Source organism: Paenibacillus cineris (assembly GCF_018333335.1).
Taxonomy (GTDB): Bacteria; Bacillota; Bacilli; order Paenibacillales; family Paenibacillaceae; genus Paenibacillus_AQ; species Paenibacillus_AQ favisporus.
Map to the genome: position 1 here is coordinate 574378 of NZ_BORU01000002.1, position 15174 is coordinate 589551.

The following is a 15174-nucleotide window of genomic DNA, read 5'->3' on the forward strand; positions in this document are numbered from 1 at the left end:
AACTTGATAAGGAGAGAATCGGCATGAGTAAAAAAGCTTTTCCATACGTCATCTCGGCAGGCATGCTGCTGATCGTCGGTCCGCTGACCCTGAAGCATACGGGTGTGGCATTAAACGACTTTGCGGACGGCCTGCTGACTGGGGCGGGAATGGGCTGTACGCTGCTGGCGCTGATCAAGATGCCGCGGAAGACGGCAGAGCAGTAACAGCCCAGTCTATAAACTACAATAAGGGGAATTTCTGAATGAAAAGTTGGAAACGAACGCTCTTATCTCTTATGATTTCTGCAGGAATGCTCGCTACGGCGGCTCCGGCCATGGCTGCTCCGCTTGCGCCGGAACTCAAAGTCAATAACAAGACCATCGATTTTGCCACGAGTGCGCCTATTGTCGATCAGGGCACTACGCTGGTTCCGCTGCGTACGACGCTCGAAGCGCTAAACGTAAAGCTGACCGATGTAGAGAACGGAACCATTCATGCCGCTCAGGGTGATCAGAAGATCACGCTGAGCAGCAAGACGAAACAGGTTGACGGCGTGACTTACGTGCCGGTCCGGACCATTGGTGAAGCCGCCGGTTACACGGTCTATTGGGATCCGGCAACCCGCACGGTATTCCTGCTCTCGAAAGCAACGAAGGAAGCCGGCCGCGGCTTCATGTGGGAAGTGCAAAATAACGGGAACACGGTGTACCTGGTAGGGTCCATGCATATTGCGGACGACAGCTTCTACCCGCTTCGCCCGGAATTCGAGCAGGCCTTTGCCGAAGCCGATTATTTGGGCGTTGAGATTGACCTCAGCAAGGCAGCCGACGAAGAGCAGCAGAACATGATCATGAAGCTGGGCATGTACCAGGACGGCACGACGCTGAAGGACCATGTGTCCAAGGATACCTATGCAAAAGTGGGGGACATTCTGGAGCAAAACGGAATGAAACGGGATGCACTGGATGCCTTCAAACCATGGGTCGTGGAGACGACCATCAGCAGCCTGAAATCGGTCATGGCCGGATACGAGGCAACGGAAGGCATTGACCTGTACTTCATTCAAAAGGCGCTGGAGCGCAAAATTCCGATTGTGAAGCTGGAATCCTACGAGTCCCAGCTGAGCATGTTCGATCAGTTCTCCAAAGAACTGCAGGAGAAGAACCTCAATGCAGCACTGGACAATTTCGACGTCCTGGACGACGGCGTTGACCAAATGGCGGACATGTGGAAAAAAGGGGACGAAAAGGCGCTGCTGGAACTGACGAACAGCATGGCAGGAGACGCGGAGTATAACAAAGCGATGCTGATCGACCGCAACATCGGCATGGCCGATAAAATCGACGGATACCTGAAAAGCGACAAGAAAGCGGAGTACTTCATCGTCGTCGGCGCAGCCCACTATCTGGGTGAACATGGCGTGATTAAACTGCTGGAGGATAAAGGTTATACGGTTGTACGTAAATAATCATCCTGTAATGCGTGTTTCATTGCGGCGGCATTGCCGGTTAGCCGGTTAGTCTGGAAAAGAAAAAACTTAAGCCGGGGACTCCTGCGTCCCTACAGGCTTAAGTTTTTTTATATACCTAATGGACCTATTCATCTGTGTTATCCCTTAAAGGCAGTGTCAGATGAAAGGTAAACAATCGATTCCTATGCTGGAGCGTCAAGGCTCCTCCGTGCAGCTCCACAATGTTCCGGGCAATGGAAAGGCCAAGACCGGCGCCGGATTGAATGCCTTCACTGCTTCGGGAATGGTCTACTTTATAAAAACGTTCGAAGAGTTTATGTTCCTGCTCTTCCGTAAGGGGGGTTCCTTTATTTTCGATTTCAATGATGATATGCCGATGATCCGACTTCATCATGACGCGCACGGTCCCCGGTTTTTCCGAGTATTTCAAGGCGTTCATCAGCAGATTATCGATGGCTCTGGCTATCTTTTCACTGTCAATGAGGGTAATAGCAGGAGAACTGTCAATCTCTTTCACGATGGTGATTTCATTCTCCTGGGCAATCGGCTCAAATTCAAAAAGCAGCTGATCGAGAAGCTGAAGCACGTCGATCGGCTTTAAGTCGAGGCGAGGCTCAGTTGAGGTCAGCCGGGTATATTCAAACAGATCATCGAGCAGTTTTTTTAAATGTACAGCCTTGTTATAAGTGTTTTGCACAAACCGCGTGTACTCGTCTTGATCCTGGAAGGAATTTGTTCTTAAAAGCTCGATATAGCCGATAATGCTCGTAAGCGGCGTACGCAAGTCGTGGGAAATTCCCGTGATCATCTCCATTTTGGAGTTCTCCAGTTCCCGTTCCTTTTCAATCTGCTGCTGTAAACGCTGCGCCATCAAATTGATGTTGTGCGCAACCCTTCCGAGCTCGTCTTTTCGCTTCACATCTACTCGATAATTTAAATCGCCCTCAGAGATCATTTGCAGTCCGTGTTCCAGATGAACGAGGTCTTTTACGATCCGCCGTGTCAACATAAAAAAGGTAAGGATAAAGATGATAAAAAAGAGGGGAGTAAGAAAGTAAGGAAAGATATCTCGGAGAATGTTCCATTTCAATATCTTTAAGAATAATACAATGCACAGATCGTTTATGGCCGTAGCGATGATCAAACTGAGCACCATTTGGATTAAAATATGGATCTGGATCTTTTTCTTTCTTTTTGGCTCTTTTACGTGTTCATTCAATTTTATAGCCAACTCCCCAAACGGTTTTAATATATTTTGGCTCTCTTGGGCGATCCTCTATCTTCTCCCGTAGATTGCGAATATGAACCATCACGGTATTGTCCGAATAGCCGTAGGGCTCTTTCCAGACGCTTTCGTAAATCTTCTCGGAGCTGAATACCTGCCCAGGATGAGTCGCGAGCAGCTCCAGAATGGAAAACTCCAGAGGAGTCAGCGAAATGGGGTTCCCTTTTAAGGTGACGGCATGCTTAGCCTTATCGATGACAAGGTCTTTAAGGATGATCAGAGAATGAAACTCCTCTTTTCCGATTAAGGACTGCCGCCGCAGTTGAGCTTTGACCCGTGCAAGCAATTCCAGCGGATTAAAGGGCTTGACCATGTAATCATCCGCTCCGGTCGTCAGCCCCGTAATTTTATCGATATCTTCTTCTTTGGCCGACAGCATGATAATGGGGGTGCTGGATATTTCCCTGATTTTCATGCAAGCTTTAATCCCATCCATTCGCGGCATCATCACATCCAGGATGACCAGATGAACCGGGGTTGTTTGGATGATACTCAGCGCTTCCAGACCATCTGCCGCCTCTAGAACATGGTATCCTTCATTGCGTAAATACACGTGGATGACGTCTCGAATTTCCGGATCGTCGTCTACGATAAGCACAGTGTTCATGGGATGCTGCTCCTTTATTTTCGGATTACGGGTGGTACAGCCGTTCAACATTTGCGGCCCATATTTATTCTACATAACGGGTTGGCCGAAACCAATTTCCAAGCTGATCCGGCGCCAAGATGTTTTACAGCATCTCCTTTTTGCGGCAGGTGTAAACAAAAGCCGGAGGGAAGTTGAGGGGGACAAACTCGATGTTTTCAATGGTGAATGCCTTGGCAAACTGCTTTTTCATTTGCAGGGAGTACTGGAAAGCGACAAAGACGCCTCCTGGTTTTAGCGCTTCAACCATTTGATGAAGTAAGGTTTCGCGCATTTCACTCGTGAAATTAAAAAAGGGTAATCCGCTGATAATACAGTCAAGCTGGCCGATGCCTTCTTGATGGATGATTTTAACGAGCTGGCAGGCATTCGAATAACACGGGAAATCCGGGTACTTGATCCTTAAATGATTTCTCATCTTTTTATCTCTTTCGAACAATAACACTTTTGCCGATTCATGTAACTGCGGCTTTATGAAACGTGTGATCGCGCCTGTACCTGATCCGAGTTCCGCAACAGCCTTTACCTCGTTCCAGGGCACGGACTGAACCATTTTAGCGGCAAGGAAGCGGGAACTCGGGATGACGCTCCCTACCCGTTTGGACTCTTTAAAGAATCCCTGTAAAAATAGCAGATGTTCATTGATGTTCAAGCGGTGTTCCCCCCAATAAAGTGATCGGACAGTTATGAGAAGTCATGATTCATCAAGCTGTATCGCTTGTTGTTGGCATGAAACATCATAACGAAAAAATCTGAGGACTTTATGGGGGGAAATCTAAAGAAAATCTGAAGATTGCATAGAGGGCGAAGGCAGGAAAACAAATAACCCTTGATCCGGAAGGGTACCGAACTAAGGGTGTAAGCGTTGTTCTTTCTATGGAAACATGAACTGACAAACATAAACCTGGGAAATACTTGAATTCCATTTTAAAAACATGTATTAATTCATGGGTGTATTCTTCCTCTTTTTTAAATAATGAGAAATCCAAGTTAAAATCCATTCTATAATATGATAAAAAACGGATATTGATAGGGCAGCTAAATAGCTTTTTATATAAATACCATTAAATATAAGTGCAATGAAATAAATTATAATACTATCTGCAGTAATAGTAATGGCATTCTTCGTGTAAGCAGACACTTGTTTGCCGGAAGTGAACCTTACAAAAGTGATTAACAAAGGATTTATTAGAGTTTCGAAAATTAGGAATCCTGAAATGATAAAGATAGAAAATACGAATAGGTCATCGTATTGCTTGAAGTCCAATAAATTAGTTATTTCAGCAAAAGAGTAAAAAAACAAACTGTATAACACTCCAAAAGCCATAAGTGGGGCTAGAATTAACACAGCTAATAAAGGTACAAGCCATATTTTTACTTTTCGCGGTGCTGGCTCATCATGATCTCGCCTATCTAGATACTTTATGATCTCGTTTAGGATACAACAAACTGCCAGAAATAATATCCCTACAATCACTAGATTAGTGATTTGTAATACACCTCCTTATTTTGAATGGAACATATTATCCCAATGTTCTCCGGCATCCTTTGTTGTATAGGTGTATGTCCGGTTCTCCGTATCACTTACGAATTCTATGGCCAGGCTGCCGGTCTTGCTGTCTGAAGCATCGAATTGAGGCGGGGACACGTTTCCGTATTTAAAGCCTTCGGGGATATCGATGCGTTGCAGAGCCCAGCTTTTGCCCCCATTTGTGGTTCTGTATAGAGGGACGGATACGCTGTCGTGGTAGCTTGCGGCAATCCAGCCATGTTGGGCATCAGCAAAAGTAACGCCGGATACATAACCTTCAACCTTATCGGACACGTCGGATACCAGGGAAAAGGAATGCCATTCGTTGTCTGAAAGGTACAATTTCTTCGTCATTAACCCTGCGCCAGGATCGGAAGTAAGCAAGATCCAGATCTGATTCTTCCCGCCTGTTTTAGCCATCGCAACAAAGATATTACTGTCGGTCATTCTTTGATTCAGGTCAGGGTCCAGCTTCCATGCGGACGATTTCCAGTTTGCTCCCCGATCCGGACTGTAAAAGGTCAATAAGCTGGCTTGGCCGCCTTGAAGGGCTGAATAGATAAACCAACCTTCAGAGCCTGTGGCATGGCCGTAAATCCGTTCGGCATTCTCCGGCACTTGGGCTGGTTCGGGGAAATCCTCAGTTGCTCGAGCTGTTGGTTCACTGCTGCGATTGTCTTTTGTCGTACTTGTTTCTGTTGTGAGATCATCTAGAGTGCCCGAATTGGCATTCTCTAACGCATTTGAATCAGGTGGGCCTTGTTCACTTAGCTTGCCTTCGGTTTCGTGTGCAGCAGCCTCTTGGGGATGAGATCCGGGATCATCCGCCCCCTGGGAGCAGCCAACCATTCCGGAAAGGAGAGTCATGGTCAGAGCAAGAATGGATAAACGCAGCATCTACATACCTCCTTTTTTAGCGATTATATCCAATGGATGCTCTGAACAAGTGACAGGATAATCATAAAGTTTTAATTTGACATGATTTTTCTGCTGATTTTTCGGGTATTTTTGTTCTTCGCGGTAAGGTAAAATTCAAACCATCTATGCAGATCTCATACAGAGGTGAACCCATGAAATATGATAACCCGGTCATCAAAGGGTTTTATCCCGATCCCAGCGTTTGCAAGGTGAACGATACTTATTATCTCGTTTGCAGTTCGATGCAGTATTTTCCCGGCGTCCCTCTATTTGAAAGCAAGGATTTGATCAACTGGACCCAGATCGGCCATTGTCTGACGCGCAAGAGCCAAATTCAGCTGGACAAGGTCAACAGCTCGGGCGGTGTATTTGCTCCTACCCTGCGGTATAACGGCGGACGGTTCTACATGACCACGACCAACGATACGACGCGCCAAAACTTCTATGTATGGACGGACGACATCTACGGAGAATGGTCGGACCCGATCGGTGTGGATCAGGGCGGGATCGATCCGGATTTATATTTTGAAGACGGCAAAGCTTATTTTATGAGCAACGGTGTGGACGATGATGGTATCGGCGGCATCGTGCAGTGTGTAATCGACATCGAAACCGGACGGAAGCTGACGCCAAGCCGCTCCATCTGGCAGGGGACAGGAGGACGCTATCTCGAAGCCCCGCATGTATACAAAATCGACGGACGCTATTATTTAGTAGCCGCAGAAGGGGGCACCGAGTTTGGCCATATGGTGACCTACGCGCGGGGAGAATCTCCTTCCGGACCGTTTGAACCGTATTCCCATAACCCTGTGTTAACCAACCGGAATATGGGCGGCTATGAAGTGCAGGCGGTAGGCCACGGCGATCTCGTTCAAGACGAGAAAGGAAGCTGGTGGCTGCTTCACCTGGGATTCCGGCAGATGGGACAGTGGATTCCTTATCATCATCTGGGGCGCGAGGTATTTTTGACACCGGTTACGTTCGGGGAGGACGGCTGGTTCACGGCAGGACATCATGGCACGACGCTGTCGTCCTTTGAAACCGACCGCATTCCGGATGAAGTCATGCAGCAGGAGAAGAAGCGCTATACTTTTGAAAATATGGAATGGGACAAGGACTGGTGTTATCTGCGCCATCCGGATCTTGGCAACTACTTGTATGAGCAAGGCGTGCTGGAGCTGAGAGGCACCGAGATAACGCTCGATCAAGCGGATTCTCCCACTTTCATCGGAATTCGCCAAAAGGATTTTGAAGCGGTGATTTCCTGCGACGTAAGCCTCACTCAAGGCGAAGCCGGCATTACGCTCTATATGGACGAGAACCATCATTACGATTTGGCGATACGTCAAGGCGGAAGCGGGTATGAGGTCATTGAGCGCCTGAATGTTGGGGATATCAAGTCCATCGAGAAGGCTGTCGATTTGAAAAATAGCAGCCGCGCCTCCCTGGTAATCCAGGCCAGCCCTACGCACTACCGGTTCCTTCTGCGAGCGGACGGCCAGGAAATACAGCTTGGCACCGCACAGACAAAATACCTTTCTTCCGAAGTAGCGGGAGGATTTACGGGTGTGATCATCGGTTTGTACGCATGCGGCAAAGACGCTTCTGCCCAATTTTCGAATTTCACATGCGAATATCTATAATTTTTCAATCGAAAGGGAGGGCCGTAAGGTTCTCTATCTATTAAAAAACCGACGTGAAAACGTCGGTTTTTTGCTTTTTAAATGCGTCGTCACAGCCCTCTTGGGGAAACGGAAACGCCAGCATGCACCGACGTCGAACGGCGCGGAATGAGGCGGGTCGGCAGCTTGATCTGCCTGTACTCGGGTTCGTCGTTTTCGATCTGCTCGATAATGAGCTTTCCGGCCTCCCGGCCCAACTCCCGTTCCTGCTGCACCACGGCTGTTGGGGGAACGATGCTGAAATCGGGGTATACGACGTCATCAAAGAAGACCACGGAGAGATCCTCAGGTACCCGCAGTCCCATAGCCAAGGCAGCCTGGATGACATGCGGACTGAAATTCGAAGAAAGGGCCGCGGTCATATGCGGGTTGGCCTGCAAAAACTGCTGGATCATCTCGATGACCTCTTCGTCGCTATTGTCCATCCCCAAACGGGTCATCTGCAGGCTGCGGTCGATGAGAATGTGGCGGTCTTCCAGTGCCTGCTCGTATCCGGCGAGCCGATCCTCAATACTCGAGGTTCCTTCCGATTTGGTGGAGATAAATCCGATATGCCGATGCCCCAGATCGTACAAATGCTGAACGGCCTGTTGGCCTGCTTCGTAGTTGTTGGAGCTGACCGAATTGGTCTCCACTCCTTTCAGCAGCCGGTCCAACAGCACCAGCGGAAATCGGTTCAGTGTCAGCGACAGAATTTCGTTATTGTAATTTTCGCCTTCTACGGGATAGATGATCAGTCCGGCGACGCCGGCCTGCTTCATCTCACGTATTTTCTGGATTTCACACTCCTGGGAGTCATTCGTTTTGGAAAAGAGCAGATGATAGCCTTTCTCAGCTAAAGAATCCTCAATACCGCTGAGCAAATTGGCGGTAAAACGGTTGTCCAAGCGGGGCAGCAAAAAGCCGACGGTCTTGCTTGCCGGCAGTGCCGCTTCGGTCGACTGCGGGGAAAACAGAGCTTCCGCTCTTTGTTCCGACACGAAGGTTCCTTTTCCCTGCATGCGGTATACGATGCCTCTGTCCACGAGGTCGGACAGCGCATTCTTGACCGTAATCCGGCTTACTCCGAATTGATCCGAGAGCTCATTCTCCGAGGGGATCCGGTTCATCGGCTTCCAGTTCCCGCTGCGGATCTGCTCCAGGATATAATTTTCGATTTTTTTATACATGGGAGTAAACTTTTTCGTCATGTTTGGCGCTCCATTCGAGAATAGGTCTGTTTAAAATATATTACAATTATCCAACCCGAACAAGTATAAAATACAAGTTATTATATCGAATGGTATGTTTTTATAGTTCCTTTCCCTAAATAACCTAGTGAAAAATACGAGTTATTTCAATGGTTATTCGTGATACTATTCTTATCACTAACCAAGTTGTAATAAAAAAATAAACATTTACATTAAAAAATAAGATGTTTATATTGTTATCATAAGTTGAGTCGAACATCGTGAAGGCATCGTGGAAAAGAAGGCTGGAAGCGATGCGGGGCAAGGGTGGTACTTGTCATATTTTAACAAGGGGGTGGTATCCAAATCCGCCATATTGAAAGGGATTGCAATCCGTATGGTCCTTCAGAAATAAAAATCCATATTAACCGATTAAGCGAAAAGGTGGTTATCCCATGAAAAGAAAAGCAACCTTGATGGTAACGATGCTGTCCGTTCTTTGCTTGTTTGTAAGCGCTTGCTCAGGCGGACAGAAGCAGGAGGGCGGCAGCAGCGCGGAAGGCAGCAAGCATTTGACCATGTGGACCTGGAAGGTCGCTTACACGCCGGGAATCGAAGCGGCAGCCAAGCTGTACGAGGAGAAGACCGGAGTGAAAGTGGATGTCGAGACCTTTACGCCTGACGATACTTACAGACAGAAGTTTCAGGCGGCGGCCAACTCGAAAAATCTCCCCGACGTCGTCAACTGGTGGGCGACAGCGGGCGACTCCATCGAAGGCTCCGTGCTTGAGCTGTCGGGCGAAGTCGGCGACGACGTGCTGAGCAAGTATTACGGTACGGCCATGGATCCGATCAAGGTGACCCAGAGCCAAGTCGATTCCTGGCAGAAGGACAAAAACGCCACGACAGTACAAAAGTCGTTGAAGGCGGGGCAGTTCTACGGACTGCCGCTCGATATCGGCGGATTCTTTACCTTTTACGGCAACAAGCAGCTGATCGAGAAGGCGGGGCTTACCGCCGAAGCTCCGAAAACGTGGGAAGAGTTCGTCACGATGATGGAAACGATCAAGAGCAAGACGGGAACACCGGGACTTGTCTTTGGCGCCAAAACGTCCGACCTGTGGGAGAACTGGGCCGGATCCGCGCTGGCGATCATGTATGGCGGGCCTCAATCGTATATTGACCTGCTCGAACGAAAAGCGAAAATGAGCGACCCGGAACATCTGCCGGTTGTTCAGGCGGTACAGACGCTCGCTGACAAAGACTTGCTGATGCCGGGCATTTTGTCAACGGATATCGACGGTGCGGACCAGGCGTTCGCCGCGGGCAAAGCAGCATTTGACCTTGGCGGTTCGTTCACGATGTCCACGCTGCTCGCGATGGGCATGAAACCCGAGGATATCGTCACGTTCCCTGTGCCGCCGATTGACGGCTCGAAAATCACTTCCTGGACGACAGATCCGTTCACGCTGACGATGCTGTCCGTGAATAAAGATTCGAAGAACAAGGATGCCGCGCTTGATTTTATCAAGTATATGACCACGGATCCGGATGCGGCCGTTGCGTTCGCGAATGCGGCCTATACGGTTCCGGCCCTGAATTTGGGCGACCGTGCCAAAGATCTTGATCCGAACCTGAAGGCGATCGTCGACTCGTTCGCCACCGAGCCCGGACCGTATTCGGAAGCACAGCCGGCGATCAGCGCTTTCCGGGGCAAGAACAAGGAGTGGGAAGTGTATGCCCAGTCCATCCAATCCATGATCGAAAAGAAAATGACGGCCGAACAGGCTGCGAAAAAATTCGACGATACGATGAAGAGCCTGCAGGCCAGCGGCAACTGATAACCGGCTCTGGCTGTATGATGCAAACGGCGGCAGGGACATGCGCCTTTCCGCCGCTTGCTTAATCCAAATCCAAAGGTGATGGAAGATGATAACAACTAGAAATAAATGGGTACCGTATCTGTTTTTGCTGCCGGGTGTTCTCCTGTTTCTCGCCGTTGGCGTCTATTCGGTCGGCTTCTCGATTCTGCTCAGTTTTTACAACTGGTCGGGGATCGACTTTTCGACGGCCCGCTTCGAAGGCCTTGCTAACTTCAGGCAGTTTCTGCTCGGGGATGACCCCATCGTCACTCAGAACTTTTACAACTCACTGCTGCATAACGTCCTGATCGGTGCAGCCCAGGTCGTTATCGTCATCCCCATCGCGATCGTGCTGGCGTTCGTCCTGCAGAATACGAAGATGGCGTCGCTGTACCGCACGGTGTACTTCCTGCCGATGATCGCATCGGGCGTGGCGATTTTTTATGTATGGAAAGGACTGTTTGAGCCTACCGGCGCTTTTAACTCCCTGTTTCATGCGATCGGACTCGACTTTCTGACCGTACCCGGGGGAATGCTGGGGAGCTCGTCCACGTCGCTGATCGGCATCATTATTACTTCGATATGGGGCGGCCTTCCGGGCACGCTGATTCTGTATTATGCCGGATTAACCTCGATCGATCCCACCTTGTATGAGGCCGCGAACGTTGACGGAGCCAGCAAGCTGACGATGATCACGAAAATCACATGGCCGCTTCTGAAGCCGATTACGCTGATCGCGGTCATCCAGATGGTCAACGGCGCGTTCCAGGCGTTCGAGAACGTGTTCATCATGACCGGCGGCGGACCCTCGGGCAGCTCGGAGGTCATCGGGACGCTCGTGTACCGGACGGCGTTCCTGAATAACGATTACGGACTGGCCAGCGCGATCGGATGGATATCCTTCCTGATTACCGGAGCCATTGCCATGTTCAGTATCCGGTCGTTCAAAGTCGACATTTAGAGGAGGACCCGAGATGGTCAAGACTATCAAACACATCATTCTGGTTTTATACGGGCTGACCTGCGTGTATCCTTTCTTGTGGATGATCGGCACCTCTTTGAAAACATCCCAGGATGCGCTGGCCAATCCGCAGTCACCCCTCCCCAAAGGGGCGCCTGAGTGGTCTACGTTTGCAGAAGTGTGGAACAAGCTGAACTTTTACCGCTTTTTCGTCAACAGTGTGGTCGTCAGCATCATCGTCATTATTGGAGTCGTTCTGATTTATACGATGATGGCGTATTCGTTCGCCAAGTTCAGATTTAGAGGCAAAAAATTCGTGTATTACACGTTCATCGCGCTGCTGCTCGTTCCTGGCGTGACGACGCTCATTCCGCTGTATATCAACATGACGAATCTCGGCCTGCAGAACACGTACGTCGGGATGATCCTGCCGATGATTAACGGGGCCGCGCCGTTTGCCATTTTCCTGTTTACGAGCTATTTCCGGACCATATCGCATGAGCTGTACGAGTGCGCCGTTCTGGACGGCTGCGGCAACTTCAAGATTTACTGGCGTGTCTATCTGCCGCTGGCCCTGCCGGCGATCGGAACGATCGCCATTCTGAACTTTATCGGAAGCTGGAACAACATTCTGTGGCCGATGATTATCGTCGACAAGCAGGAGATGTTCACGCTGCCGATGGGGCTGATGTACCTGGATTCCTCCTCATTTAAAAAATGGAACGAGCTGATGGCCGGAGCGCTGATCACCGTCATTCCGATCCTGATCGCGTTTCCGTTTATGCAAAAGATGTACGTTAAAGGCATGACCGTCGGTTCGGTCAAAATGTAAAACGCATCATTCATGCCGTACCATCGATAGCGCACTAGAAAACATACAAGAATGGGATGGAAGAGATGACCATAAAAACAGCGCATATTATTGCGCATTCGCATTGGGATAGAGAGTGGTATTTGCCATACGAAAAACACCGGCTGAAGCTGGTCCGCCTGATGGAGGATTTGATCGAGGCCTTCGAGCGGGACCCGGAGTTTGCCAGCTTTCATTTGGACGGCCAATATATCGTCCTGGAGGATTATTTGCAAATGATGCCGCACCGGGCGGAGCAAGTGCGTTCGCTGGTCGAACAAGGGAAGCTGATCGTCGGTCCCTGGTACATTCTTCAAGATGAATTTCTGGTCAGCAGCGAAGCGAATGCGCGCAACCTGCTGATCGGGATCCTCGCCTCGAAAAAGATGGGGGGATACGCGAAAATCGGTTATTTTCCCGACTCCTTCGGCAATATGGGGCAGGCCCCCCAGCTTATTCGCCAGGCGGGCATCGATGTCGCCGTATACGGGCGCGGCGTCAAGCCAGTGGGCTTCAACAACGAGGTCCAGTCCGGTAACGAACATACGTCAAAATACTCCGAGATGTACTGGGAGTCTCCCGACGGGTCCCGGGTTTTGGCGATCCTGTTCGCCAACTGGTACAACAACGGGATGGAGATTCCGACGGACCCTGAAGCCGCAAAGGCGTATTGGGCGGAAAAGCTGGCAGCCGCCGAAGCATTCGCTTCGGGACCGGAGCTGCTCTTCATGAACGGCTGCGACCACCAGCCGCTGCAGAAGGATCTGTCCAGGGCGCTGCGCACCGCCGGCGAGATGCTGCCGGACGTGGAGTTCCGCCATTCCAGCTTCCCCGAGTATATTGAAGCGCTTCGTCAGGCGAACCCGGATGCCCTCGATGTCGTGCGCGGCGAGCTCCGAAGCCAGTGGACGGACGGGTGGATCACGCTCGTCAATACCGCGTCGGCCCGGGTGTACATCAAACAGCAAAACGTGCGGAGCCAGACCTTGCTGGAGAAGGTGGCCGAGCCGCTCGCCGTCATGGCCCATTTGACCGGCGCGGCCTATCCGCGGCACGAACTGCTGTATGCGTGGAAGACGCTGCTGCAAAACCATCCGCATGACAGCATTTGCGGCTGCAGCGTTGACGAGGTGCACCGCGAGATGATGACGCGCTTTGCCAAGTCGCAGCAGGTGGCAGAGTCGATCGCTGCGGACAGCGCCGCGGCGGTAGCTGCTGCCGTGGACACCTCCGGCTTTGACCCGGAATCGGCGCGGCCTTTCGTCGTCTTTAACACGTCGGGCCACCCCCGTTCCGGCGCGGTTCGCATGACGGTGGACATAGAGCGCCGCTATTTCGATCATCAGGCTCCGCACGAGAAATACGAAGCGTTCAAAGAAGAGTACCGGGCTTTTGATCCGGAGGAATGGATCGTAACGGACGAAGGAGGCAAGCCGGTTGAGGCTAACATCGAGCCGCTCGGCCCGGTATTCGGCTATGACCTCCCGGATGACCGGTTCCGTCAGCCTTATTGGGCTTTTCAGGTGGATGTGGAGCTCTACGTCAAGGACGTCCCGGGAATCGGTTACCGGACCTACGCCCTTGTCCGCAAGGATTCCCTGACCAAAGCCGAGTCCATTTCGCCTGCTGCAGGCGGCGTGAACGCAGGTGGCAACGCGATGGAGAACCGGTATCTTCGGGTGGAGATCACGGAAGACGGCTCCTTTACGCTGTTGGATAAAGTGAATGGCCGGAAGTATGAAGGGCTTGGCATTTACGAGGACACGGGCGACATCGGGAACGAATACATGTACCGGCAGCCGGATGGAGAGGTGCCGCTGACGACGGAGGGCCTTTCGGCGGATATCCGGCTGGTGAAGCATACGCCGCTGGCCGCCGTATACCGGATCGAGCGCGTCTGGAACCTGCCGCTTGGAGCGGATGCGCTGCTGGACGAAGAGATTCGCTCCATGGTCCCTTTCCGGTACCGCAAATCCCGCCGCGTTAGCGAGACGGCCGGGGTGAAGATCGTCACGGAGCTCACCCTGGGCAAGGACAGCCGCTCTGTCGGCATCCGGAGCATGATCGACAACACGGTGAAGGACCACCGCATCCGCATGCTGTTCAAGACCGGACTGGCAACGGGCCATGTGATGGCGGACTCCATTTATGAAGTGGCTCGGCGCCCGATTCAGCCTGAAGCCGCGTGGAGCAATCCGAGCAACGCCCAGCATCAGAACGCGTTCATCAGCTTGAGCGACGGCATCGCGGGACTTACCGTCGCGAATCAGGGACTGAACGAATACGAAGTGCTTCCGGCGCATAACACGATGGCGGTGACGCTCGTGCGCGGCGTCAGAGAGCTTGGGGATTGGGGCGTATTTGCGACGCCTGAAGCGCAGTGCCTGGGAACGCATGTCCTGGAAATGGAGCTGATTTCCCATGATGCCAATGTGGTTGAATCCGGCGCATTTATCGAGGCTTATCAATTCCCGGTTCCATGGACGGTTCGTCAGACGGGAGTTCACGGCGGCAAGCTGCCGGCAAATCATGCGTTCCTCGAATGGGAAGGCGATCGCCTTGCCTTCAGCGCACTCAAGCTTGGCGAGGAGAATGAGGATCTAATGTTCCGGGTATTTAACGTTTCATCGGCAGCGCCGACGACTCTGTCATTCGCGCCTTCATTCCAGGTGGACGGCGTCTATGAGAGCACCATCATTGAACAGCGCGGGGAAGAGATGGGGAGAAACGAGCAAAGCCGGTATACGGTAGAACTGGGGCCGGCAAAAATTCAGACAGTCGGCATTCGTCCGGCTCTGCGTTAATATAGTCCATTTT

At 51.1% G+C, this 15174-nt stretch carries 12 protein-coding genes; 7 read left to right on the forward strand and 5 right to left on the reverse strand.

The features are described 5' to 3' along the window. Positions 1–23: 23 nt before the first annotated feature. Both KI379_RS23445 and KI379_RS23450 read left to right on the forward strand, forming a co-directional pair. The gene (locus KI379_RS23445; protein ID WP_076172887.1) at positions 24–206 is read left to right on the forward strand and encodes a hypothetical protein; all 183 of its coding nucleotides are present in this window, start codon (positions 24–26) and stop codon (positions 204–206) included. Between the two features lie 38 nt (positions 207–244). Then, positions 245–1450, forward strand: a complete 1206-nt coding sequence (locus KI379_RS23450) for a TraB/GumN family protein (protein ID WP_212985039.1) — start codon at positions 245–247, stop codon at positions 1448–1450. Between the two features lie 127 nt (positions 1451–1577). Here the strand turns inward: KI379_RS23450 and KI379_RS23455 are convergent, their stop codons facing one another. The 4 genes from KI379_RS23455 to KI379_RS23470 form a co-directional block, all read right to left on the reverse strand. Beyond that, positions 1578–2672, reverse strand: a complete 1095-nt coding sequence (locus tag KI379_RS23455; protein ID WP_212985040.1) for a sensor histidine kinase — start codon at positions 2670–2672, stop codon at positions 1578–1580. Further along, on the reverse strand, positions 2665–3345 hold the full coding sequence (locus KI379_RS23460; protein ID WP_212985041.1) for a response regulator transcription factor: 681 nt from the start codon (positions 3343–3345) through the stop codon (positions 2665–2667). Before KI379_RS23460 ends, KI379_RS23455 begins: the two co-directional genes overlap by 8 nt. A 124-nt stretch (positions 3346–3469) precedes the next feature. Continuing rightward, positions 3470–4036, reverse strand: coding sequence for a class I SAM-dependent methyltransferase (locus KI379_RS23465; protein WP_212985042.1), 567 nt, complete (start codon positions 4034–4036; stop codon positions 3470–3472). A gap of 852 nt (positions 4037–4888) precedes the next feature. Further along, positions 4889–5812, reverse strand: coding sequence for a WD40/YVTN/BNR-like repeat-containing protein (locus KI379_RS23470; RefSeq protein WP_212985043.1), 924 nt, complete (start codon positions 5810–5812; stop codon positions 4889–4891). Positions 5813–5985: 173 nt separating this feature from the next. On the opposite strand from KI379_RS23470, the gene KI379_RS23475 reads away from it, so the two are divergent. Next, on the forward strand, positions 5986–7476 hold the full coding sequence (locus tag KI379_RS23475) for a glycoside hydrolase family 43 protein (protein ID WP_212985044.1): 1491 nt from the start codon (positions 5986–5988) through the stop codon (positions 7474–7476). An 89-nt stretch (positions 7477–7565) separates the two neighbouring features. Here the strand turns inward: KI379_RS23475 and KI379_RS23480 are convergent, their stop codons facing one another. Then, positions 7566–8705, reverse strand: a complete 1140-nt coding sequence (locus tag KI379_RS23480; RefSeq protein WP_212985045.1) for a GntR family transcriptional regulator — start codon at positions 8703–8705, stop codon at positions 7566–7568. A gap of 434 nt (positions 8706–9139) precedes the next feature. On the opposite strand from KI379_RS23480, the gene KI379_RS23485 reads away from it, so the two are divergent. From KI379_RS23485 to KI379_RS23500, 4 genes are all read left to right on the forward strand, one after another. Beyond that, entirely contained in the window at positions 9140–10525 is a 1386-nt protein-coding gene (locus KI379_RS23485) for an ABC transporter substrate-binding protein (protein ID WP_212985046.1), read from the forward strand. Between the two features lie 88 nt (positions 10526–10613). After that, on the forward strand, positions 10614–11507 hold the full coding sequence (locus tag KI379_RS23490) for a carbohydrate ABC transporter permease (RefSeq protein WP_076172897.1): 894 nt from the start codon (positions 10614–10616) through the stop codon (positions 11505–11507). Positions 11508–11520: 13 nt separating this feature from the next. After that, positions 11521–12339 carry a carbohydrate ABC transporter permease gene (locus KI379_RS23495; protein WP_076172898.1) on the forward strand — a complete coding sequence of 273 codons (819 nt, stop codon included), beginning with the start codon at positions 11521–11523 and terminating at the stop codon, positions 12337–12339. 65 nt (positions 12340–12404) lie between these two features. Beyond that, complete coding sequence (locus KI379_RS23500) at positions 12405–15161, forward strand: alpha-mannosidase (protein WP_212985047.1); 2757 nt, start codon at positions 12405–12407, stop codon at positions 15159–15161. Positions 15162–15174: the final 13 nt, after the last annotated feature.